The 23326-nt window shown below is 64.3% G+C and carries 19 protein-coding genes and 1 pseudogene; 11 read left to right on the top strand and 9 right to left on the bottom strand.

Annotated features, from left to right (window positions below):
• The first annotated feature begins 555 nt into the window (after positions 1-555).
• A complete protein-coding gene (locus tag ACLJQF_RS21670) occupies positions 556-1779 on the top strand; it encodes a helix-turn-helix domain-containing protein (RefSeq protein ID WP_410611108.1) in 1224 nt (407 codons plus the stop codon).
• Between the two features lie 57 nt (positions 1780-1836).
• Here the strand turns inward: ACLJQF_RS21670 and ACLJQF_RS21665 are convergent.
• From ACLJQF_RS21665 to ACLJQF_RS21655, 3 genes and pseudogenes are all read right to left on the bottom strand, one after another.
• Positions 1837-1979, bottom strand: a pseudogene (locus ACLJQF_RS21665) (IS256 family transposase); the annotation flags it as partial.
• A gap of 219 nt (positions 1980-2198) precedes the next feature.
• A complete protein-coding gene (locus tag ACLJQF_RS21660; RefSeq protein WP_410611107.1) occupies positions 2199-2744 on the bottom strand; it encodes an ImmA/IrrE family metallo-endopeptidase in 546 nt (181 codons plus the stop codon).
• Positions 2745-2774: 30 nt separating this feature from the next.
• Complete coding sequence (locus tag ACLJQF_RS21655) at positions 2775-3158, bottom strand: helix-turn-helix domain-containing protein (protein WP_410611105.1); 384 nt, start codon at positions 3156-3158, stop codon at positions 2775-2777.
• A gap of 167 nt (positions 3159-3325) precedes the next feature.
• Between ACLJQF_RS21655 and ACLJQF_RS21650 the strand changes: the two genes are divergently transcribed.
• The 3 genes from ACLJQF_RS21650 to ACLJQF_RS21640 are packed head-to-tail and all read left to right on the top strand — an operon-like array spanning position 3326 to position 5327.
• On the top strand, positions 3326-3601 hold the full coding sequence (locus ACLJQF_RS21650) for a multiubiquitin domain-containing protein (RefSeq protein WP_410611104.1): 276 nt from the start codon (positions 3326-3328) through the stop codon (positions 3599-3601).
• Positions 3598-3984, top strand: coding sequence for a hypothetical protein (locus ACLJQF_RS21645; protein WP_410611103.1), 387 nt, complete (start codon positions 3598-3600; stop codon positions 3982-3984). Before ACLJQF_RS21650 ends, ACLJQF_RS21645 begins: the two co-directional genes overlap by 4 nt.
• Entirely contained in the window at positions 3966-5327 is a 1362-nt protein-coding gene (locus ACLJQF_RS21640; RefSeq protein WP_410611101.1) for a ThiF family adenylyltransferase, read from the top strand. Before ACLJQF_RS21645 ends, ACLJQF_RS21640 begins: the two co-directional genes overlap by 19 nt.
• 41 nt (positions 5328-5368) lie before the next feature.
• Here ACLJQF_RS21640 and ACLJQF_RS21635 read toward each other — a convergent pair whose 3' ends face one another.
• Positions 5369-6082 carry a hypothetical protein gene (locus ACLJQF_RS21635; protein WP_410611100.1) on the bottom strand — a complete coding sequence of 238 codons (714 nt, stop codon included), beginning with the start codon at positions 6080-6082 and terminating at the stop codon, positions 5369-5371.
• 236 nt (positions 6083-6318) lie between these two features.
• Here ACLJQF_RS21635 and ACLJQF_RS21630 point away from each other — a divergent pair, with 236 nt between their 5' ends.
• Positions 6319-7017 carry a vWA domain-containing protein gene (locus ACLJQF_RS21630; RefSeq protein WP_410611098.1) on the top strand — a complete coding sequence of 233 codons (699 nt, stop codon included), beginning with the start codon at positions 6319-6321 and terminating at the stop codon, positions 7015-7017.
• A 3-nt stretch (positions 7018-7020) separates the two neighbouring features.
• Positions 7021-8028: a protein phosphatase 2C domain-containing protein gene (locus ACLJQF_RS21625; RefSeq protein ID WP_410611097.1), complete on the top strand. Its 1008-nt coding sequence runs from the start codon at positions 7021-7023 to the stop codon at positions 8026-8028.
• A gap of 927 nt (positions 8029-8955) precedes the next feature.
• Here ACLJQF_RS21625 and ACLJQF_RS21620 read toward each other — a convergent pair.
• Positions 8956-9096 (bottom strand): hypothetical protein, encoded by a 141-nt coding sequence (locus ACLJQF_RS21620; protein ID WP_410611095.1) that lies wholly within the window; start codon positions 9094-9096, stop codon positions 8956-8958.
• 109 nt (positions 9097-9205) lie between these two features.
• Here ACLJQF_RS21620 and ACLJQF_RS21615 point away from each other — a divergent pair, with 109 nt between their 5' ends.
• Positions 9206-11497 (top strand): ATP-binding cassette domain-containing protein, encoded by a 2292-nt coding sequence (locus ACLJQF_RS21615; RefSeq protein WP_410611093.1) that lies wholly within the window; start codon positions 9206-9208, stop codon positions 11495-11497.
• A 64-nt stretch (positions 11498-11561) separates the two neighbouring features.
• Here the strand turns inward: ACLJQF_RS21615 and ACLJQF_RS21610 are convergent, their stop codons facing one another.
• From ACLJQF_RS21610 to ACLJQF_RS21595, 4 genes are all read right to left on the bottom strand, one after another.
• A complete protein-coding gene (locus ACLJQF_RS21610) occupies positions 11562-16133 on the bottom strand; it encodes a S1 RNA-binding domain-containing protein (RefSeq protein WP_410611092.1) in 4572 nt (1523 codons plus the stop codon).
• Positions 16134-16279: 146 nt separating this feature from the next.
• A complete protein-coding gene (locus tag ACLJQF_RS21605) occupies positions 16280-17407 on the bottom strand; it encodes a hypothetical protein (RefSeq protein ID WP_410611091.1) in 1128 nt (375 codons plus the stop codon).
• Positions 17404-18843 carry a hypothetical protein gene (locus ACLJQF_RS21600; protein ID WP_410611089.1) on the bottom strand — a complete coding sequence of 480 codons (1440 nt, stop codon included), beginning with the start codon at positions 18841-18843 and terminating at the stop codon, positions 17404-17406. Before ACLJQF_RS21600 ends, ACLJQF_RS21605 begins: the two co-directional genes overlap by 4 nt.
• A gap of 95 nt (positions 18844-18938) precedes the next feature.
• Complete coding sequence (locus ACLJQF_RS21595; protein WP_410611088.1) at positions 18939-19520, bottom strand: hypothetical protein; 582 nt, start codon at positions 19518-19520, stop codon at positions 18939-18941.
• A gap of 126 nt (positions 19521-19646) precedes the next feature.
• On the opposite strand from ACLJQF_RS21595, the gene ACLJQF_RS21590 reads away from it, so the two are divergent.
• The 4 genes from ACLJQF_RS21590 to ACLJQF_RS21575 all read left to right on the top strand — a co-directional run bounded on the left by ACLJQF_RS21590 (position 19647) and on the right by ACLJQF_RS21575 (position 23280).
• On the top strand, positions 19647-20726 hold the full coding sequence (locus ACLJQF_RS21590) for a hypothetical protein (RefSeq protein WP_410611087.1): 1080 nt from the start codon (positions 19647-19649) through the stop codon (positions 20724-20726).
• Positions 20727-20912: 186 nt separating this feature from the next.
• Positions 20913-21053, top strand: a complete 141-nt coding sequence (locus tag ACLJQF_RS21585) for a hypothetical protein (protein WP_410611086.1) — start codon at positions 20913-20915, stop codon at positions 21051-21053.
• 3 nt (positions 21054-21056) lie between these two features.
• Positions 21057-22061, top strand: a complete 1005-nt coding sequence (locus tag ACLJQF_RS21580) for a cytochrome P450 (protein WP_410611084.1) — start codon at positions 21057-21059, stop codon at positions 22059-22061.
• A gap of 13 nt (positions 22062-22074) precedes the next feature.
• Positions 22075-23280 carry a hypothetical protein gene (locus ACLJQF_RS21575; RefSeq protein ID WP_410611082.1) on the top strand — a complete coding sequence of 402 codons (1206 nt, stop codon included), beginning with the start codon at positions 22075-22077 and terminating at the stop codon, positions 23278-23280.
• Positions 23281-23326: the final 46 nt, after the last annotated feature.

The raw sequence follows: 23326 nt of genomic DNA, 5'->3' as shown, positions 1-23326 counted from the left end.
CGTCGCCCACTTGCGGAAGTCCATCGCGGTAAAGCTGCTGATCCCGCGCGCAAACTCGGTGGCGCCGTACGCCTGCAGTACCAGGATGCCGTATCGGGCATAGAGCTCATCCGCGTCCGCGAGCCGCAGCGAGCGCCGTGCCGGCGCCGAGGTAGCGCAAGCCACTTCGGCCGCCTCGACGTCGTGGTGAACAACGCCGACTATGCCCCCTTCGGCCTCGTCGAGGAGATCACCGGCAGAGGCCCGCGCAGATCGAGACCAACGTCTTCGGCGCCCTGAGCGCGATCGAGGAGTCCACGCATCTCAAGAGCGTCTGGGTCAACATCAGCGAAGACCGGATCCCCGATCCGTTCGTCATGCGCACCTGAGCGCGGATCGATCCCGAGCAAAGTCTATCGCGAGGCAGGCCGAGGCGGTCAGGCCGACCGGACAGCCTCGGCGGCCTCGTCCGGGCCGCCCGCCGGGTACAGGCCCTGCCTCGTCAGGAACTCAATCCTTAGTGGGGCGGGTCAAAATCGACGAGCGAAGCGGTTCCTGGCCGCGTACATTTGCGTCATGTTGTTCACCGCGCTGCACCGGGAACTCGGTCGTCCGCGAGGCCCGCTGACCGACGAGATGGTGGACGTCGCCGTGGCGGAAGGCGTCGCCGAAACGGACGACTTGGACTGGAAGAGGTCGGTTCCCAACGCCAAGGACCTCTCAACCAGCGACGCGCTGAAGGACATCGCGGCGATGGCCAACAACGGCGGCGGCATGATCGTCTACGGAGTCAGCGAGCAGGAGAAAAAAGCGACCGAGCGATTCGACGTCGGAGACGTGGACGAACGGTACGAGCGCACGTTCAGCCAAGTCGCGATCAGTGGCATTCACCCACCTGTGTTCAACGTACGCTTCCACCAGCTCGGCAACTCCCCGCGCGCCCTGGCGGTCGTGGTCCCGCCGAGCATCGACGTGCCACACCTAATCTACCGGAACGACTACTTCGGCGCGCCCATCCGCAACAACGCTGACACCGTCTGGATGCGGGAGCCACAGCTCGAACGCCTGTACCGAGCACGACTCGACGACCGCCGGAACGCGGCCTCACGCCTGCAGGACGAGTACGACTACGAGAGCCAACAGTTCGAACCCGATCTCGCGTGGATCATCGGGGTTGCGCGCCCCCGGCTGCTTCCCCCGGTCACCGAGCCCATGTCAACGTACGACGCCCGGCAGGTCATCACCGAGGCGTCCAAGCTGAGCCAAAAGCTCACCAAACCACAATCGGCGCATCCCCTTGCATCGATCGACAGCAACCCACGGCCGGGCCTCCGTCGCTGGGTCGTCCCGCCGAGAAACCCTGCCCAGCCATGGAAAGAAACTTGGGTAAGTGTCCACCACGACGGCTCGGTCTCTCTCCGCGCCGCCGTCGGCGGCGCCCGGACAAGGGAGAGCGTCGCTGGACCCAACGTCGCCAACTCGAACCGCATCGAGTGGTTTGTCGCCGACCTGCTCGCTCTAGTGAGAACGACAGGTACGAACTTCGGCATCTCCGAGTACGAGCTCAGGGTCGGGATCGAACACTCGGCGGTCGGACCGCTCAGCGTGACCAGCGTGGACAGCTTCGGCTATGGCGAGGACCACGTCCTTCCCATCCGCCGCTTCATACCGGTCGATGCAACAGTGCAAGCCGACGTTTCACAAGAAAACTTCCTGGCACAACTCCGCCAGATCGCCCTGGATGTACTCAACCAGGCCGGAATTGACGAGCTCGTCATGATCATCCGGCAGCCCAGATGAAGGTCGAATCGGCAGTATGCGAGTATATCCCGTGATCGATGTTTCCGGCGTTGTTGATCAGTAGGTCTCGGCTCCCGGCCAGCATTCACCGATGGCGAAGGCGAAGGCGTTGATCACAGTTTCCAGCGCATCGTCCATCGGGCGCGGCCTGCGCCGGTCGGGTCCAGGCTGCGGGTAACAAGGTACAGGCACTTCATCGCCACCATCACGACCTCTGCACCTGACGAAGGTTACCCTCGACCAGGTCCGGCGCGTAGCCCTGGATGTCGTGAGCGAGGCAGGCATTTCGAGCCTCGTTTCCGTCAAGTGAGTGAACGGTGCAAGTTAGCCAGCACAGCCGACGCCGGCAGTATCCAAAGTCGACGACTTCGCGGCCACCAGCTCAACGCTGCCAGGACAGCGAGCCCGCCACACACCCCTCATCGAGCGCGTGTCTGCTTGGCCAAGGCACGCTGGGCCATCACGCGCGGGCCGGCCATGCACATCTGGGCGAACTGCTCGCTCACCCCGTAGGCGGCAGCGACCTCGCCGTTGGTCTTGCCGTCGAACGCGGCGCGCTTGGCAGCGTCGTCAGGAATCAGCAACTGCGCCGAGATGAACTTGGCCTCTTTCTCCTTCGCGAGGTCGAAGCGCCGACAGCCGTCCTCTCCCATCAACAGCTCGGTGAACTCATGCTCGAGCAAGTGGTGTCCGAGCTCGTGAGCCAGGCTGGCTCGTCGCCGGACCTCGGAATGGGCGGTGTTCTCGATGAGACGGCTGGTGCCGACGGGGATGATGGCGGCTGACCAGACGGGCGAGCGCAGGCACGTGAAGTAGCGGACAGCAATGTCAGCCTGAGGGCAGTCGGCGAGCTCGTCGATGGGGTACACGCGAATGCCGTGCTCCTCGGCGAGCAGGTACGGGTTCAAAGGCGCGAACCGGGACAACCCCAGGCCCGCTCGTTCTTCCGCGGCGACCTTGCGCATCTCTACTTGGGTCCACCGCGTCCCCATGGCTCAGTCCGCCTTCGCCTGCCGGTCGGCGTTGAAGCGGCGCACCGCGGAGCCGATGAGCACCTCCAGATGTTCGACGTCCTCCGGCTGCAGGTCCGGGCGAGCACGCAGCAGAGGCGCCAGCTCGGCCACCAAGTCAGGCGGCTCCGCGGTGCGCCTTTCAAGCTCGGCGGCGTCGATCATGAACTTCTCGGCGGGCACATCGAGCCACCGGACCATCGCCGCGAAGGCGTCGACATCCGGGTTCTTCCCATTCGCCAACCTTGACATCGTCGACGGACTGACATCGAGCAGCTTGGCCAGCTGGCGCCATGACAGCTCCCTGGCCTCTCGGGCAGCATCCAACGCCCCGTGTAGAGCGATCACGTCGATGCTCGCGTTGGCCACCCGCACTCACCTTCCTGCCGTTCGAATTCGTCCGTCGCTCATTGTTCGACAAGTCGAGCATCCATGGTACCCTCCATTCGTAGTGTTTGACATGTCGAACACTGCGAGACGTTAGGCACACCTGACCCCGAAGGTGTGAACACAGGCCCCGACCCGAAGGAGACGCCATGTCCGCCACCACCGAGCGCGCTTCCGACCAGCACGACCGGCCCCCGGTTCGGATCTCCGTCATCGTCAACGACGACCGGGTGATCCTCACCGAACACCGACTCAACGGCGCGCAGATCAAGACCGCCGCCGTCGAGCAGGGTGCCGACCTGCGGATCGGCTTCCAGCTGTCGGTCAAGCGCGGTGACCACTTCCACGTCGTCGACGACGACGAGGTGATCACCGTCCACGAGGACGACGAGTTCGTCGCCGTCGCCGCGGACGACAACTCGTGACCGCACTGACTCGCGAAGTCGAGGCCGCCGTCGCCGCCGTCCGAGCACACTTCGCCGGGAAACCGGTCGAGGTCCTTCCGGACGGCGCCGGCGGCGCCACCCTCGTCGTATCCGACGTCCACCTCGGCGACCGCTACACACCCCGCACCAGCTGGCTCGGCTTCCACGTCAGCTCGGCCTACCCCCAAGCCGACATCTACCCGCACTACATCGCACGGGTCAGCCGCACGGACGGCCAGCCCCACGGACAAGCCGTCCAGCCGGTCGACTGGAACGGCCGACAGGCCCTCCAGCTCTCACGCCGCTCTCCTACCGTGGCGCCGCGCCTCGACAGCGCCGCCCTCAAAGCGGAGAAGGTGATCTCGTGGTTCACCAAGGCGTGAATCCGCGCGCGTCGGGATGGAGCGTCACTGCCCCACCCCGGCTCTGGGCCGACCTCCAGCAGCACCTGTTCCAAGACGACCGTGACGAACACGGCGCTGTCATCCTCGCCGGACAGGCCGATGGCCCTCGCGGGCACCGCCTGCTCGCCCGCGAGCTCCTGATCGCCGAAGACAACGTCGACTACGTGGCCGGCACCATCGGCTACCGCGCCCTCCGACCCGAGTTCGTGCGCGACGCGGCTCTGCGCGCCCGGGCCGAGCAACTCGCGTACCTCGCGGTGCACAGCCACTTCGGCACCACCTCGGTCAGCTTCTCCCCCATCGACCTCGCCAGCCACGAACGCGGCTACCCCGCCCTGCGCAAGATCACCAAGCAAATCGTCGGCGGGCTGGTCTTCACTCCCCGGGCCGGGGCCGGTGACCTGTGGCTACCCGACGGCACCCGCGACACCCTCGCGGAGGTCGTCATCCCCGGCGGGAACCTCCTCCGACTCGCCCCGTCACCGGTCCCGGTCGAGGCTAGCGACGCCCGGCACGACCGCCAGGCCCGACTGTTCGGCGACCGAGGCCAGCAGGCGTTCACGCGAATGCGGGTCGCCGTCGTCGGACTCGGCGGCGTCGGATCCATCGTCACCGAGTTGCTCGCGCGGCTCGGCGTCGGCCACCTCGTCCTCATCGACGCCGACACCATCGACGAGACCAACCTACCGCGGCTCATCGCGGCGGACCTGGACGATGTCGACGCGCGCAAGACCGAGCTCGCCGTCCGAAACGCCCGCCGGGCCAACCCCGGCACTAAACTCACCGTCATCAACGAAGAAGCGCAGCACCCGGACGCCCGACAGGCGATCGCAACGTGCGACTGGATCTTTCTCGCCGCCGACACCAACGCCGCCCGACACTGGGTCGACCGCACCGTCCACCAATACCTGATCCCGGCCACCCAGGCTGGCGTGAAGATCCCCGTCGACGAAGCGGGCGTGATCGGCCGCATCCACGTCGCAATCCGCCAGCTCATCCCCGGCAGCGGCTGCATGTGGTGCAACGGCCTGATCAACCCGACCGAGCTCGCACTCGACATGCTGCCGAGCCACGTCCGCCAGCAAGCCCGCTACGTCGACGACATCCCGGCGCCCAGCGTCATCGCGCTCAACAGCCTCGCCGCCAGCGAAGCCGTCAACCACTTCATGCTCGCCGTCACCAACCTCCACACCGACAGCGGCGAGCACTCCCTCCTGCGCTTCCCCCGCAGCGGCCGGCAAATATGCCAACAGTCGCGCCGTGACCCGACGTGTGGCACGTGCTCCGACCACGGCGTCCTCGCGCGAGGCACGGCAGCATAGCCCTCGGTCCTCCGACAGTTCCTCGATGACGCGCTACAACCTCATGGTTGCAAGGTCGGCGTACCCAAAGCAACGTCGGGCAGAACATGTTCGTCACCGCCGGCGATGTCGGCGCCCGACTGCAGCGGAGTGCGTAGCTTCTCGGGCGGATAAAAGGTGATACGCAAACGCTGCACCTTCGCTACACTGATCGATATTGCCGTGGGCTTCGCCACGGACACGACATACGTCCCTTTAAGCCGACCGTCCATGTCAATCTCTATCTTGGTTGGCACGTCTCTTCCTGTCGAAGGAATTCCCGCGGTCGCCTCGAACTTCGTGTACTTTCCACCTAGATCGGCCACATACGTCGCCGGAGACTGACTGTTGCAGTACAGACTGCAAGAGTAGTGCAAGCTTTGCCCGAAAGCCGCTCCACGCATTGTGACATCGTCAAACTTTAGGTCAATGTTGTTGCTTCCGGAAACCGGAGCAAACTCAGACAGCGGAGTACGCAGGGCCTCCGGAGGCGGCGTAGGCAAGGGTGTGGTCGCGGTGAGCGTCGGCGTACCCGACGGAGAAGGACCAGGTGAGGCTGTCACATCGACCGAAGATGGCGAACTCGACGTCGACGGAGTCACTGGACCATCCTCTCCGCCACTTAGCCAGCCGACGATAGCCGCCATCGAGATACCGAAAAACCCCAGTATCCCCAGGATATCAGCAGTACGCCCTAGGCCGGTCCACCCCTTGGACTCGCGGTCGCGTTCGATCACGCCAAGAGTGTCCTGCAAGAAAGACTGACTCGCCACCGGTTTCGCGGATCACGCCTGGCTTCGCAAGCGATAACCATACGTCGCATTCAGGAGGCAAATCGCCAACTACTCCTTTCGAGTGAACCCAGGGTGAAAACTGGCTAAGGCGCGTAACAGCGCCCGGCCCGAGCGGGATCAAGGTGGCACAGCCAACCCAACTGTCACGGTCGCGATAGCGCAGCAGAAAGCAGGCAACCTTGACCAGCACGGGACAACCTCGCGCTTACCCCTTCTACATAGCCTGCGACATATCCAAATCAATGTGGTCGGACAACCTGCCCAGTCCGACCCCGCACGACCTCGTGACAAATTCGTTATCAGCGCTCACATTGGAGCTATCCGATGAGCCCACCAGCGAGAAAGCGCATATCGCGATAATTGAGTTCGCAGATCGAGCCGCCGTGGCACGTCCACTTACCCGCGCCTACGACCTGACAGTCAGTCATTTAAACAAGGGAATCCAGACAGATTACTTAAAGCTGTTCTCCTTTCTTGGTGAAGTAATAAGAAACGACATCAAGAGACTAAAGGAGACATACGAAGTACGACCGGTCAACATCTTCATCCTGACCGACGGCGAACCATTTGTGGGAAACCAGCGACAACCAAAGACTACCTGGCTTCCGGCGCGTAACCAGCTAACTGAGGGCCTCGACCACCAAGTAAACATCATCGCGTTCGGCTTCGGCGACATCGACGAAGACACTCTCACCGCGGCGGCTACCGCCTATCATGATAGGCCGCTTGCCTTTGCCTCCAACTCGTCTGCGCCAGTCAGCACGATGCTCGACAGTCTATTCAAGGTCATCGTCTTCACCGTTTCCCAGTCTGTCCAGAAAGATGAACTTGTCGTCCGCGCGCCCGAGGGAATGCGTCAACTACAACGAAAGGCGTGAGTCGTGTCCCGCGGAAAGAAGAACCTCACCAAGGGTCGCGGATCTGTCAAATACGAACCGCAGCACGCAGGCGGCGGTAGGCACCGCCGCCGAGATAATCAACGGGATCAGCTCGACCCCTCCCCCCGGGTCATCGGGATGCCGCCAAAGCAGACGTGCCCGCTCCTGCCGCTGGGCGCCAGCTCGGCGACCGGCTCGTTAATCGCGGACGGCGGCGTATTCGCTGAGGTCGTCGTCGTGGCCGCCAGCCGCCAGGGACGTGCTCACGCACACGTGGCCAAGCAACGGGAGGACGCGTTCGCTGTCACTGCGACCGAAGACGGCGCCTGGGTGATTGCCGCGCTCGCCGACGGTGTCGGCGGCTCGCCGCACGCGCGCCAAGCCGCCGCAGCAGCAGTGCGAGCCGGCACCGAAATCTGCCAAGACCACCTGAGACAGGGGACCTTGCGCATTGATTGGACAGCCGTCATGACCGAGGTGGCCCGTATCGTGACGGGCATCAGCATCGATACGCCGGAGCGCAGTCATCCTCAGGCAAAGCAGCGTATAGTCTCAGCGAACGGGACGCCCTCGACTACTCTGACGATCGCCATCGTACCGAGCTACGCGGGCAACGGTCACGAGGCCTGTGTCGTCACGATCGGCGACTCACCGGCCTGGCTGCTGCGCTCAGACCGGTGGGACCAGCTTCTACCCAGCGCGATGAACACCCCGGTTACCCTGACCGGCGAGAACGCGGTCGACAGCCTTCCAAAGCATCCGGAACGCGTTCAGTACCGCAACTTCGCTTGGGGTCCAGATGAAGCCATTGTCCTCACCAGCGACGGGTTCGCCGACGCATTAGGCGGGGGCACCAGCCCCTTCGCTGCGGCACTGACGGCTGAGTGGCGAACGCCGCCGAGCAGAATGTGCTTTCTTCGCGACGTCTCGTACGAACTCTCCACCTACGACGACGACAGCACCGCGATCGGCATCTGGCACCACTCGCGCGATCAGACGTACCTCGGATGACGGATCCTCCGGAGTCGCTCGGGATAGAAGAGCTCGTGTCGGCGAACGTGCCGTCACTGGGGATGGGAGGGCAGGCGGATTCCGTTCGGCTTATCTCTCTTAAGAACGATGCGAACACACAGTACGTCTTCAAGTCCTATGACGAAGACAATAGAGGCAAGGTCGATGGTAGCGCGCTGGCCGACTACGTCTGCTGGCGCCGTGAGTTGCCGCCTGAAGAACGGGTTAAGCTTGACTCGGTGTGCGCCTGGCCAATCAGCTTGGTGACCGAAGAGAACCGAACGCGTGGATTCATCATGCAGCCCGCAGAGCGAGTAATGTGGCGGCCCCAGTCGGCGACAATGCCGCGAAAGTTGCGTTTCATCGATCGACTCATGGTGCGCGAGCATCGATGTGAACCAGCCGAAGAGTATGTCTCAATACCTCGAAAACTGGCGATTCTCGCCGACGTCGCCAAGGTCATGCTCTGGATGCATACGCATGGCTACGCCATCGGCGATCTTCAACCACGGAACACTGTATTCGAGCTCTCCCGCGCAGGCCACGTATATTTCCTCGACTGTGATTCCTTCGCATGCCTGACCGGGCCCAGCCCCTTCCGCCCGGCCGACCCATTGGACTACCGAGTAGCGTGGGCGGACAGCTTTACTCCCTCGACGGACTACGCCAAGCTTTCCTTAATCACCACTCAGAGTCTGCTAGAAACTACGCAACCGGTGGACTTCGACAACCCCCAGCTGAAGAGTTTCATCCACACGGCAGCGATCAACCTCCTGCGCGAGAGCTGGTCAGGTCCGGATGTGTCGGGCGACCGGAGTGCCCGATGGGACGAACTCGCAACGACTTGGCAGTCCTTAGTGCGCGAGAACCGAGATTACGTGCGCGTTGACGGAAGCTTGTACGTGCCGTGGCCTCTGACCCCCTCTCCTACTTCCGCTGCCGCTCCTGCTCCTGCTCCTGCTCCGGTTCCCACGCTTGGCGGACTTCCTTCTTCCGCACGGTCACGCCGCCGGCCGCCGCCGTCTCGGACACCGGGCCCCCGGCCGCCGTTGCCACCTTCACAGCCACCGCGGCCGTCACCTCGCAGAGTTTGGCCGTGGGCTGTGCTGCTGTTCCTGGCCGTGCCGGTGCTGGCAGTCGTGCTCTTGGTTCTCTTCAATTGATAATGGAGGAATCCTTGACCGTCCACGAACTCGAGTTCAGCCTTCTGGATCGCCGCTGGCGCTTGGCACCGGGCGAGCGGTTTCGGCTAGGTGGCACAGGCAGCGACGGGGTCACAATCTCCGAGCTTGGCATCCTGCCCCTCGCGGAAGTTCTCTACCAGGGCCAATGGCTGATCCGCGTGCTGCTTCCGGACGTGCAAGTCACAGCGACCGGCGCGATCGTGGACGCGAACCGGTATGTCTATCTCGGGGACGTCCCCACTTCCGGCGTGGTGCGCTTCGCCACACACGGCACACAAATCGTTCTAGAGGTCCATGGGAAGGCGACCCCGGAGGTCCACACGGTCCAGTCGGTCGCCTCGCTCCCTGCAAGGCCAGGGCAATTCTCCGTTGCCGCAGAGGCGGGTTACCAAATTCGGGACCGGCTGATCTTCGGCACTGACGAAGGAGACGGCCGCGTCGTGGTCCGGGGTGACGGTGTCGCGCCCGAGCACGCCGTACTGTCGCCCATCAGAGACAAGTTCCGGCTGCTTGACCACGGTCACGGCGACGGCACGTTCGTCAACGGCCACGCCATTCTCTGGGCGATGTTACGAAGCGGCGACAGGTTCACCATTGGTGAAGAAGAGTTCAAAGTCGACGGCGGATCGGTGACGCGGCTCACCCCTCGCATACCCGGCCTTGTCGTCGACGGCGTTAGTGCACGCAACGGAGCGGGTGGCCAAGCCATCAGGAACGTAGGCTTCACCGCCGAAAGCGGTCACGTTACGGCCATCATCGGTCCGTCCGGTTCCGGAAAGTCTTCGCTGCTGCGCACGCTCCTCGACCGTCGCTTGATCACCCACGGCAGCGTGCGGTTCCGCGATTTGGACCTGGTGACCCGCGGCTCCGAATTCCGTCACCTGCTCGGCTATGTACCGCAAGACGACCACCTCTATCTCTCGCTGACCGCGCGGCAGACTCTCACATTCACAGCGCGACTTCGACTCCCCCGCGGGCTCACCGCAGACCAGCGCGGAAAGAAGATCGGCGAGCTCGCCGCTAGTCTCGGCATCGTCGGGGTGCTCGACAAGCCGCTACACTCGCTTTCGGGCGGTGAGCGCAAGCGCGTCTCGCTGGCTGTTGAGCTGCTCGCCGGGCCCTTGCTCCTACTTCTCGACGAACCGACGTCGGCGCTCGACCCGGGCTGGGAGGCAGCAATCTTCGACCAACTCGGCGCGATCGCCGGCGAAGGCCGAACAGTTCTGGTCGTCACGCATTCGACGAATGCACTCGAGCAGGTGGACCGGGTTGTCGCACTCGGCAGCGGCGGCCGGTTGTGTTTCGACGGCAGGCCACAGGCGATCCTAACCGCGACTGGTAGTAAGAATTCTCCGGAGCTGATGAACAAGCTGGCTGATCCTGCGGCTCTCGCCCCAGCTCCGTCCCTTCCCGACGCCAGGCCACAACCGCACGTGTCCAATTCGGAGACGCCCACGCTGCAACCCCGGCGCCATCGCCCGAGCCTGGGCCAGCAAATCCGCTTGCTCATGTACCGGCAGCAGCTTCTGCTACACGCACGCGGGTTCATCGGCTTGCTTCAGCTGCTCGTAGTCCCACTGGGCGGCGCAGTCTTAGCGGCGGCCGTCTCGAATTCTGCGGGTTTATACACTGCTCAAACCGAAAATCTCGAGGCCATCAGTGTGTGCAGCCTCCTGATCACGGTTGCCATGCTCACGGGCCAGGCACTCACCTATAACGACATAGTTCCCACTGTGGATATACTCCGTCGCGACTTTCTGGCCGGCGTGGCGCCCGCCGCGGTTATCTTGTCGAAGCTCCTGTTCTTCGGTATAATTTCTCTCCTGCAATCAGTCATCCTCGTCGGTGGCTATCTCGTGTTTCGTCCGGGCTTGGACATTTCGCTAACGGGATTGCCGCCGTTTGTCGAACTTTGGCTGGCCGTAGCCGCGACTGCGGCCGCTGCGATGGTGCTCGGTCTGGTCATCTCCGCCGCCGCGGTCAAGATCGAGCAGTCTGTCGGCTGGGCCACGGCCACCGCCGTCCTGGCCGTGGCGCTCAATGGTGCCACCTTCAGTCTGCCGGGCATGGACGCGCTGAACGTAATCAGCATGATCCTGCCGACCCGGTGGGGACTGGCGGCGCTGGCCAGTTCGATCAAACTGCCCCCGGCCAGCCCTGCCCGAGAATGGCTTTGGTCGTCCACACCTTCTCACCTCCTTCTGGACGTCGGATCGCTCGCCGTTCTGATGGTCGTCTACTCCATGGCCGCAACGCTCTTCTTGTCGAAGCGCATCAGCCAATAGCTACTCGGCTGCTACCTCGACATGACGGCGGCGCCCGCTACTGTCGGAAAGGTTACGAGTTACGTCACGGCGCCATGCCGACTCCTCGGCGCGACACCTCGACCACCCGGTCTTCAGCTATCCAGACGGGTTCTTGCAGCCAGAGCCCGCACTCCCAAAGCCGGCGCGCTACGTCATCGAACGTATCCCCGGCTCCGATGTCCAGATAGTTCCAGGGACGCACGAACGACAGAACCGAGGCCGACTCATTTCGCCCGCGGCGCTCTCGTTCTCCCTGCACGAAGGCCCTCCGTGCATCCTGGAACCGAACCCCGTCGACCGCGTGAAGACCTGTCGCGCGAACACGATTCGGAAACCTCCGGGCGATGTCGGAGATGATTTCCTCGACCGGTAGCGCCTGCGGGTGGATGATCGTCAGCAGCCAGGCCGATCGTCCGTCCTCTTCTTCGCGATCGAGTCGGGCGAGACTCCCGAACCGCACCGCAAGATCGTCACGGCCCTGGGCGCCGAGCGGGCCGGCGTACGGCACCCGGATCTTCGCGACGCTTCCGTGCAGTACCTCTCGAAGCGGACGGAGCGCCTGGTGGATCTCGAAGTCGCTCAGCTCATCGGTCCACCGGACTTCCAGCGAACCGCCCTCCAACCGGAGATTCGCACCTCCACCGACCAGGTGAACGAGCCGCTTCCCCGCCGGGCCCCGGGGGCCATCCACTATCGTGGAGACTTCGGCCGGCAGCTCCAGCCGTACCCGGCGAAGCCACCGGCTCCCGATCACGCGCCGTTGGTCGCGGTGCACTTCGATCACTCGCGCCATCAGCGTGGATCCGTGACCGAACGTCTCCCCGATCTCATCCCCGCTGAGCTCGATTTCACGAGCGGGCACAAAAACGTCAATCCCTGGATCGGCGACGGTCATGATCACACCATTCCGGTCGCTCCGGATGACTGCCCCGCTCAGAACATCACCGACGGCCAGCCGGGCGAGCGGATCCGTCCGTGGATCACGCAACGTCACAGAGACCTTGCCTTGCTCGGGTACCACCTCGGTGACCACCACGTCAATTCGGTCGTCGGCGGACAGGCTCGGAGGCTGTTGTCCAGGCCAGGCAAGCTGGCTTCGCGGGATGGTCGCCCATATCCCGCCTTCGATTTCGATGGTGACGCTTCGTTCCTTCACGTTGGCCACCCGTGCGCTGACCCGCTTCTGGTCCTGCAGCCCTGCATACCCGGTGACGTCGATAATCCGGCCTCGTGGCCTGAGCTTTCTGATCAGAAGCGTCTCCACCGCCCGATGGAGCGCCACGAGCTCCGCCACCGGTAGGTCGCGCGCCGCGCGGTAGAGCCCAAGAACGTCTTGAGCGGTCACCGTGTCACGCAGGACCAGGGTGGCACCGACCTGTTGGAATGGTCCTGTCGGGACCTTCAGGTTCGGCGCATCCAAGTCCACGGAGACCTCTGGCCGTGCCCGGTTGTTAAGGCGGACCCGCACTTGACGACCGACTGCCATTTCGACCGGTCTGCGAGGTAGGTCACTTGCCCGTATCTCCAGCGTTATCGGCGGGTCGTCGTCCCTCAGACGGCTTCCGTCGGGGGTCAGCGTGACGTGCAGGGACTCGCTGTAGGCATCGACCACTGTCCCGGTGAACGGCTCTGGTGTCGTGTTCGCCAGCCTGGTGAGCGTCGCCGCGATGTCCGGCAACGCCGAAAGTTGGATCAGGCCGGTATCGGCGTCGACCACGAGAACACCTAGGTTCCGGCTCATCCCTGGAGGAATCTTCCCCAAGGAAACATCGCGCATCCCGAATCCAAGGTCCCGGGCGGTCAACGCTATCTCGGCCCCGGTCTCCTGCTCCCGGGCGATGAGGACGCTGCGACGGTCACGGTGCAGGACACGTATATCGCGTACCTCTACAGTGCACCGATCTCCGGGGCCGAAACGTCGGGCGAAGTGTTCAGCGACTGCCGCGGGATCCGCTTGGGCGAACACCGTCCCCCTGGCGAATTCAGTGACCATGACCACCGGGTGGTCCGGATCGTAGTCCTGTGTCACGATCTCCACCTCGGCATACGGGTTCACCGGATGACCGGGTTCTCCCTCATCGTCGGGGCGCACCAACCAAGAGGCCGGTTCTTCGGGGAGCAGAAAGTCCCCAGGATTCACCGGATCCTCTTCCAAGCCGGTCGTGTCCTTCCCCGACGCTTCTCGCTGAGCCAGGTCGCCACTCTCGTCACCGCGCGGTCCTTCGTCGACAAAGTCGACGTCGGACAGTCGCAATGGAGGCTGTGCGGTCAGCGCCCGTACTTGAAGGCCATCTTTTCTCGGCCCGACCGGCTCGACCAGCAGACGATCGCCGGGTAGGACAACCGGAGTACGAATCACCGCCCCGTGCTGGTGACCGGCGACATGAGCAAGCAGGGGAACGTTGCCTGCGAGATGATGTTCCTCGAGGGCGACGCAGAATGCCAAGGTCACGCGGTCGACTGGCTCCTGCAAGGGTGAAACCCAGTGTCGCCTGCGGTCCCGCACAGGAGCGACGACGAAGGGAGGCGAAGGACGCCGGGACAGCAGACTTCCGGATCCGATCGCCGGCCGGGCGCCATCGTGCAGGCGAGCAACGACATCCGGATCTGCTCGGGGCACCAAGGCGGGCTGCCATTCCCCTTCGGCATCCCGGTAGATGGCGTTGGGACTGGTCCACGCGATGACCCGCCGCAGCCGATCGCCCAATCGGAGATCGATGTCCCGCACTTCGCACGTCTTGGTTCGCGACTGCAGCGACTGCAGCAGTTCAGCCCGCCGGCGCAGAATGGAGTCCAGGACGACCCCGGACAGCAGATACCGATCGGCCAACGCAGGGCGTCGTCGCGCCTCGGCGGCCTCCCACTCGTGCACGAGCAGCAGGGTGACGTCCAGGTCGTCGGCGCAGCCGGCGCAAAGGGCGGCCAGCAAGCGGTCGGCGCGCACTCGGGTGGCTGCCGACCAGGCCGAACTCCAGCGCAACAGCTTAGTCCAGCGTTGGTCCTGCATCGCCGCGAGTACCGTCGCGGCTTCGATGGCGACGCCGGCCTCATCGGCGCACAAGAGGACGCTCGCGGCGCTGAACGACTCGCGAGACGAAGCCAGCTCGTTCCCCAGCACGGTCGGGTCGCCGTGCTCGGTCAGCGCGCCCATGCCACGCAGGGTTGCGGCGGCACGACGCATCTCCTCCTCCGGCGGACCAGGCGGCATCCAGCGCAGGGACGCCGGGTCGCTTACGCCGGCGGCCGCAGCGGCGAGGACGATGTTCTCCAGTGGTGCGCGTACGATCTCGGGCGGCGTCTCGAACTCGAGCGCGTCGAACTGCGCTTTGGTAAACAAGCAGTGCCACACACCCGGAGCGGTCCGCCCTGCACGTCCTCGACGTTGCCTGAGGCCGGACTTCGAGTGCGGCCGGGGACGCACCACCGTCGTCAAGGTCGACACGTCCCATTCGGTGGTGTTGATCAAGCCGGAATCGATCACGTGCCGCACGCCGTCAACGGTCAGGGATGTCTCCGCGATGTTGGTCGCGACGATCACCCTCCATCGGGTGCCCTTGCGTTTCCGGGCGCGCTTCAGCGCGCGGGCCCGCTCGGTCTCCGAGAGCTCCGCGTACAGCGGCAGGACCTCGACCTGACCGGCCAGGTCGCTGTCCTCATCTACCAGGCTGTCGAGTTCGTCGATCGCGGCGTTGATCGCCCGTTTCCCCGGCAGGAAGGCCAGGATGTCCCCGTCGTGGAGCGGAACGTCGCCGGGAATGTCTCCCGGTCGTTCGCCACTCGCCATCCACCGAAGCACCTCGTGTGTCACCCGCGCAACCTCGCCCGGCATGCGGGCAGGCCATTGGCTTTCGGGGAGGGGCGAGTCTGGGCGCCACCGATCGTGGACGGGCATTCCTTCCTTGCCCGGGAAGGCCATGGCCGTCGTGCGGATTTCCGGCTGGAAGAAGCGGGCGAATGCTGCGGCGTCGATTGTCGCGGAGACGATCAGCAGCCGCAGCTGCGGCAATGCGATCAGTTCCCGTCGCATCAGCGCCAAGATGAGGTCGATGTTCAGGCTGCGCTCGTGCGCCTCGTCGATGATGATCACCGAGCAGCCCGCCAATTCACCTCGACGGACCATATTCACCAAGGTCCCGTCGGTTGCGTAGACCAGCCGGTTGCGGGAGTCGGCTTGGTCGCGGGCCGACGAGTGTCGGAACCCGATGTCGAGTCCCGCTCCTACCCGAGCGCCGTGGAGCTTCTCCCCGATGTAGCGCGGGATCCCCTGAGTAGCCTCGATTCTCGGCTGCGTCACTACGATCGTTCCGTGCCGCGTGACGGCGTCCTTCGGATGTGGCGCCGGTGGATTCAGGAGCCGCCAAGGCAGGAACGTCGACTTCCCCGAGCCGGTCGGCGCCGCCACCACGATCACCTGATGATTGTCCATGGCCACGAGGAGCTGCCTGATATGATCGTCGGTGATACCGAAGGTCGTCGCTTCGATCGACGGAGGGTCGTCGTCGCCGGCTACGTGTGGGCGCTCGCCGCGATCGAGCCGTCCGAGCCGGCCGGCCTTGAGTCGGCCGGCCTCAACGGGCCGAAGCCCGGGGTCCAGGTCGACGTACGCGGCGCCCATGCGCGAGGTATCTCGATTGTGCTTTGACCGACACGCGGTGCAACGCTCAGGACGTGATTCGCCACGTTCTACGGCCTCTTGCACCGATCGATCAGAATAAGAAAAGCTCTCGCCACAGTCTTTGCAGCGCACTGTCCAGTCACGGATCACCGGCCGTCACCTTCCGTCACCCACGGGCTCCCTTGGACGAGGTCATGGATGAGGTACAGGGGACGTACTTCGATCCGACCGCCTTTGGCCAGCCATGTCGACAGTCCCCGGTAGAATCCGATCACTGCCGGCTCGAAACCGGTTTGTATCAGCTCGACCTGCGTGATGCCGGCGCTGCTCAGTTCGGTCAGCTTCGCTGTCGTGGCGGCGGCACAGAAGCGGTCTGTGTCGGATAACGTCCGGCTGGTCGAAACCAGCCGATTGCGGAACCAGTAACCCTCTACCTTCGAGTCTAGCTGAGTGTGCCGCATGGACATCAGGCCGACCCGCACGGTCCGGCCCGTATTCGCCGGCCGATGTGGAAGGGCGATGATCGGAAACGGTTCTGCCTCGGAGCCGTCGACATACGTCAGCCGTAGGTCGTGTGGTCGTCCGATCACCGACGCCATGTGACGCAGTGCTTCGGTGAGGACGTCGTGCCGAGCACCGGCGCCGATTTGCACCACCTCACCCTCCGCTACTGCACGGACGAGCTGGCTCCAAAGCCGCGCGGCGGACCGAAGCCTCGGCGGTGAATCGCTGAACGGCTTCCAGATCGGCTCAGCCGCGGCAAGACGGCTCGCGGTCGACGGGTCCGGCTTCCGGGGACTTGCCGGAGGGGGTTCCACCACCTGAGGACCGTGCAGCAGTGGACCGACCGGCGCCGGCGCGGTGGACAGGACGATGCCACGCCTTTCGTCCCGCACCGGGCCGAGAGCACTCGTGAGCACACCATTCTCATCCAGGCCGACCTCGTTCGCGAGCTCGCGCAGCCATGCCTCGGCGTCCTGCGGCAGGTGGAAGCCGGCGAGCGCCCTGGCCGACGTCTCAGCTGCCGCCCACCGCCGCAGGGTCGCTCTGGTGATCGTGGCGATCGGAGTTCCCCGGCGCCTGGCGATGCGCTCGATGGCCGCACTCGTCGCGGTGAACCTGCGGGAGTCCTCCTGGCCGGCGTGTCCACCCGCGACCCGACGTTCAATGGTCATCGCCGACCGCACCAAGTCGGCAAAACCGTCGGGATCGGGCATGGTCGTCCCGGGCCAGGGCCCCGGCACGGTCCAGATCACCAGGAAGTGGTCGTTCATTGGCGGGCCGTTCTGGCTCGCGTCAGCTTGTCGACAGCCTGGATCGTGAGCCCGGGCGTGTACTCCGGCGCGGCAAGGATCACCACGCCGGCCTCCTCGGCCGCCACCACGAGCCGCTCGCGGTCGGCCTCGGCGAGACTCACGATGTCGCGGGGGCACAGAACAGCTGCGGATCCATCGGCTCCGCTCACCCGGTGGATCGAGGCGTAGACTGCGGAGGCGAGCTGATCCGGTTCGGCGTCTGCGACCGCGAGCCGCAGCTCGGTCACGGCGAATGCCGGGTAGCCACCGAACATCCATTCGGTGAGATCGATCCGGTCAGCGGTGAAATCACAGGTCAGGTCGTTGTTCGCAGTGAACCCGATTCGCTGCCCGACGTCTTCGGCATCGAGCAGCGCATCTCCGACGCCGGCGCTCATCTTGCGGTGTGCCGCCGCGACCAGCATCGCGACCCGGACGTCCGAGACGTCACATGCATAGTGTGCCCGGTCCATTGGGTCGGTCAGACCGCGCAAAACGAATCCCGCACTGGGTGACCAGGCGAGCAGCGTTTCCACCTCCGAGGCGGCCCACAACCCGCTGGCGACCCCGTAACACGTTGCCGCGGCGGTTGCTGCGTCAGCTTCGCGCAAAAGCGTTCGCAGAGCTTCGCCGATGTTCACCGACTCGACGAACAGGCGGCAGCCGGCATCCCTGTCGACGAGACCACCGCGGCGGTCGAGTACGACGCCCACGCGATCGGACCAGCGGCACACGGCCCCGGGTATCGGAACCGAAGCGGCGTTGTTGCCAGTACCGCGCACAAAGCGCACCGTAAGGTCGCCACCTGATCGGTGAGCTTCGGCGAGCAGGAGCGTGCATAACGCGCGGGCGGGCGCGTCCGGATCGAGGGACGACAAGGCCGTGATGAGACAAGCGCCGACGTCCAGAATATTGTCGTCGCGGTTGAAGCGCAGCAGCACCATGGCCACGACTACGTTCTGCGAACAGAAGCGGTACACCCGCCAGTCATCAGGACGGGGCGCCTGTCCAGGCGTCCTGCGCCCGTGAGCCGAGCCGGTCTGCAGAGCGCGCAGGAAGTTGCTGATCCGGCGCCACGCGTGGGCCTGATCCTCGAAGTCCGTCACGTAGTGCGAAAACCGCTCGAACACGGGGAACCGGGTCTCGTGCCAAGTGGCGGAGTCTTCGAGATCGACGATGACGACCGGCGGGTCGTCACTGCCATCGAGTCGGACGCACGCCAGCTGACTTTCCGGCAACTGCTCGACGGGCAGCAGGTAGGCCGGAAAGTCCGGACGCGCGAACCGCGTCCCGGCCAGCACCGCGGCCGCGTCGAGCCCGGAAGGCCCCGGCTTCAGGCCCAGGAGCTCCCAGCCGGTGTCCGGCTGCCGCTCCCAGGCCTGTCGTCCGGCCCATCGCCGCCATGACCGGGGCACGGTCAATCCGTACCGAACAGAGAAGTCATCGATCCGCGACGCCGCCACGGTGGGCCCGCGTTCGACAGCCGATGAGGGATGCACAGCTCGCGGGCTCACCGGTGCCCCGCATCCGCGTTGATCGCATCGACGAACCTGACTAGATCCGACAGCCCGATCGTGGTGTGCGCTTCCCTCGTCACGCGGCCCGCCGAATCGACGTCATGGATCGCAACTCGGTCCTGCTGGACGTCGACGTGCACCACCATCTTGTCGACGTAGTGCTCGGCCACGTCCGCGACGGTAACCTGATCGATGTTCGCCGCTGCCGGACGGCCGCCTCCGCCTGCCCACTCATCGCTCATCTGCCGGGTCGTCGTGGTCGATGTCATTCGTGGCCCGAGGCTTCGGCCACTGGCTGTCGCCTTTACCTCCACGACCACGATGCGCTCGCCGTCGAACGTCACCAGGTCGATTCCCTGCGGACCTGAGCGGGTCGCGGCGTCGAACACGACCTCGTGGCCGAGCACCTCGTTCAAGAAGACTTCGGCCACCGCTTCACCGAACTCACCGAGCATCGCTCGGTTGCCGGGGTTGGTGCGGACTTCGTCGAGTTGCTCGACAAGGTTGTTGCAGCCCATCGAACTTCCTTCGCCGATCGTCCGCTGCCGTTGCGCGAGCGTTGCCGCTGTTGCCATGAACACCCTGTGGTCGCGTAGGGACCTGTCGCCGTTACGCACACCGACACACGTAACAGACCGCGAGTGGTTTCCGACTAAACCATGCCAGCCCTGGATTCGGCGTTCCATCCAAGGGGGAGATCGATGGAGAACTTCATTCCCGGAGGGAACGGGTTTCCCGAGGACCCACGCGGTGCTTTCACACCCGACCATGTCACAGGGCTGCCGTTCGGCGACGTCCAGAACTACCACGGAGCGTGGGAGATCCGTGAAGGAATCGCTCACCGGTTCGATCCCGCTTACGATCCGGTCGCGCGGGCGATGTTCCAGCCGCCGGCTCCGCCGATGCCGCCACCTCTGCTGCCCCCGGACCCTTATCCATCTTCCCCGGTCCCGCCGGTCGCCGGCACTCCGGTTTGGTCGGCCGTGGAAACTCCACCCCCCATCGTCGCAACACCTTCACCGCCGGCCTACAGGACGCCCGCGCCACTGCCCGCTGCACCGCGGCTCCCACGTCCTACCCGCGATTACGAGGAGCTGAGCTTTCCCCTTCCCGATGCGACCCAGCCGACCAGCAGCTCGCCGGTCATATTCTTCGCCGTCTACCTGGTCATCACCTTCGCCGTCAGCTTAGCCCTGTTCGCGATGATCGGTACATTCGCGAACATCGAACGGAGCCACTGGCTGTCCACTGCCTTATGGATCGGTGCCGGAAGCTCACTCACCTTATCGCTCATCGCCTTCCTGCCAGCCGAGCGAAACGCCTTCCGATGGTCACCTATCGTTCTCAGCATCTGTCTCCACCTCGCCTTTTACACAGTCGCGGCATTCGTCATACCAAAGGCGCCACTTCGCTATGAGAGCGGCGACATGCCCGACGACAAACCATGCACCGCCGCATCATGCGAAGTCGATCACGGGTTCTATTGGAAGCTGGAAAATGTTCACGCCACCTTCACCGTGAACAACTCTGCATACGACGTCTTTCACAGCCGGATCGGGGTGTTCCCACTGTGCGACCTGTCGATTATGTGGACGATTTCCGTAAACGGGCACCCTTGGAAGTCCGGTGCGATACCGAATCCCGGTGGTGAAAGCAGTCAGTACGTCGACATCGATCTCCCACTCGAGAATGTCACCGCGGTCGAGTTCACAGCTGCCGGCCAACGAGGCAGCACCACCGGCGTATGCTACCCGGAAATCTACTGGAACATCCGACACTAGTAGCAGTCCCTCAATGGAAACTCAGGTGGACACGCCGCATACCGATGGGCGATGTCATTCGCCCGAAAATGCCCTGTTTTTGTCAACCCCACACAAGGCAAGTCTTCTCCGACCAGTTGGCCCATTGCTCAATCATGACGGTTCAGCTTACGATCCGTTCTCACCCGTTTCGATGGAGGTAGACAAATGTCCACACAACTTGCCGATGATGTCACCGTCGCCGAGTCGATCGTCTTCTCAACCCTGCCCGAGACCGGATTCGAGACGATGACCGAGGGCGGCGTCGAGTTCGTCCTATGCGCCTCGGCGCTGACTGCCCAGATGTGATCAATGCGGTCGCTGCCCGGATTCCAGTTCACCGATCGCCCGGCACTATTCGACCACCTGGTGTCTCTGGAGACCAAAGTCGACGTGCCCGAACTCAGCCTCGATGGCCGAGCGACTTTGTTGCTTCGCGAGCCGACGACCGCGCGGAAGGCCTTATCGTCCGCATTCGTTCGCAAGGGCCGGTCACCTGCGTCGGCTCGGGGTGTCGGTGGTTATGTGTCTCTGGGTGGCGACCGTTTCATTCCGGCCAGAACCGATGTACTGGCTGCTTTGCGCCGGAGCGCAAGTGACCAGGAGGGCCTGATCAGCAGTCAGGCGTATCCGGACACCTGCCTCGCTCTGGTGGCACACCTCGCGGGCACGCTTCCCGACGAAGCGTTCGCCGAGTTGCTCAGCGCAGTAGTACACGAGCTGACCGTGCGCCCGCATGTCGAGACAGACCAGCGGAGAGACCTGGTCGACCAACTTACCGCGACCCTGTCCTCCACCTCACCGTTCGTGCGCGAACTCACCACTCGCGGCTGGCCGGGGGAGGCGATCGCCTCGGAAATCGTCGCGCTGTCCTTCGCGGGCTGGTCCAGCCTCGCCGCAGCGATCCGATCAGCGCAAACCCTCAGCGTGACAGGGCCGACCGTCAGCAGCTCAGCGATCAGTGAGCTCCTGCGCATCGCCCCGCCAGCCTGGCTGATCGTTCGTGAGTGCACCGATTCCCTGGACTTGGGCGCAACACGAGTTTCGGTGGGCACCCTGCTATTGACCAGCCCATGGCTGCTCCATCGCGATCACCGCGGGTGGTCGCAACCCACCGAGTTCGGGCCAGCACGTCGTGGGACTCGCACCAACCCTTGGTACTTGCCATTCAGCCTGGGCAAGCGCAGCTGCCCGGCCGAACTCTACTCGCGCGCCTTCCTCCAGGCCACGCTTTCCCGACTGCCCGATCAGCCGGCCGCCGACGACGCTCGACCGAGTTTGCTCGGCAGTCGATCCGCGTGCTTGTTACCCGCCTGAGCCGAGGAGCCCCATGTCAGAAAGCTTTTTGACGATCGAGCACGTCACCGGAGAAATGGCGATCGACCCCATCGGACCGACGGTCGCCCACACTCTTCGAGCACTGCAGCTGCCCACGACGCTGTTCCAGGCCTATGCCGTCACCGGTACCGGCCTCACTCCGATTCCTCCATGGAGCTCCTACGAAGCTCTCATCAATTCGGCCGACCGCATCGTCATTCGAGCCCTGCGCAATACCTTGTTCGACACGATTCTTCCGCCGCCACGGGCCACCGGTGGGGACGCCGCCGAGGTAGGGGCTGGGTTCGAATCCATTGTGGCGGAACGAACGGGGCTAGCCGAGCTGAACCGCAGCACCGTGACCCCCGATCAAGCTCGGCGACTCGTCAGCGACCAGGTGACGTCCTTTGTGCGTGAGAACAGCATCGCGGAAAGCGGATGCGTCTTCGGCGTCTCCGGGGGTGGCGACAGCAACGCGCTGGCGTATGGGTTACATAATTCTTTGCCTGCCGACCGGCTGACGGCGTTCACATTGACATTTCGGGACGTCATGACCGATGCGGCGGCGGACCGAGCATCCGTGCTCTGTCAGGAGCTGGGTATCGAGCACACCGTCTACACGCCGCAGCGTTTGGCCGCGCTATTGGAAATGACGACCTCGCTAGACGCGTTCTTCGCCGACTTCGAACGAGCCTTCGGGCATGAAGCGATCCACTTCTTCGGTACGTTCCTCATCCTCAAGACAGCGCGGACCCTCGGCCGGGCACGCGGCTTCACCGATCTCGCGTTCGGGTACAACCGTGAAGATCTGCTCGCAGAACTGCTGTTCATGGTGATGAACGGCCAGCAACCGCTGGAGTACCCCATTCGCCGCATGGGAGAGCAGAGACTGGTCATGCCGGTTTGGCAGGTACCCAAGCTCCTGCTCGATGCATGCCACCCCGCCTTCAGCCTGGAGAACTACCGCGAACGTGATCCGCACACCACGCGCCAGCGCAGTCTCGCTTTCTACCTGGCGCACTCCCTGGACTCCACATACCCGTCCTTCGGATTGAGTCTCCTCGACGGATTCCGCCGAACGTTCGCCGGGCGGTTCGGCGACTTGCTCTACGACGAGGCAATGGACGTCCACGTCACGATGCAAGCCACGCCCGAACGCCGGGCGGTGGTGCGCAAGATCCTCGATCGTCATTTCCACTCGGACAGGCCGTCCCGCTGACCAGGGAGTACCTGATGCTCACGAGCCCAGCCACGGTGCCAATGCC

This window comes from Amycolatopsis sp. lyj-109 (genome assembly GCF_046548995.1).
Taxonomy (GTDB): Bacteria; Actinomycetota; Actinomycetes; order Mycobacteriales; family Pseudonocardiaceae; genus Amycolatopsis.
This window is presented reverse-complemented; position numbering and strand designations above follow the sequence as displayed.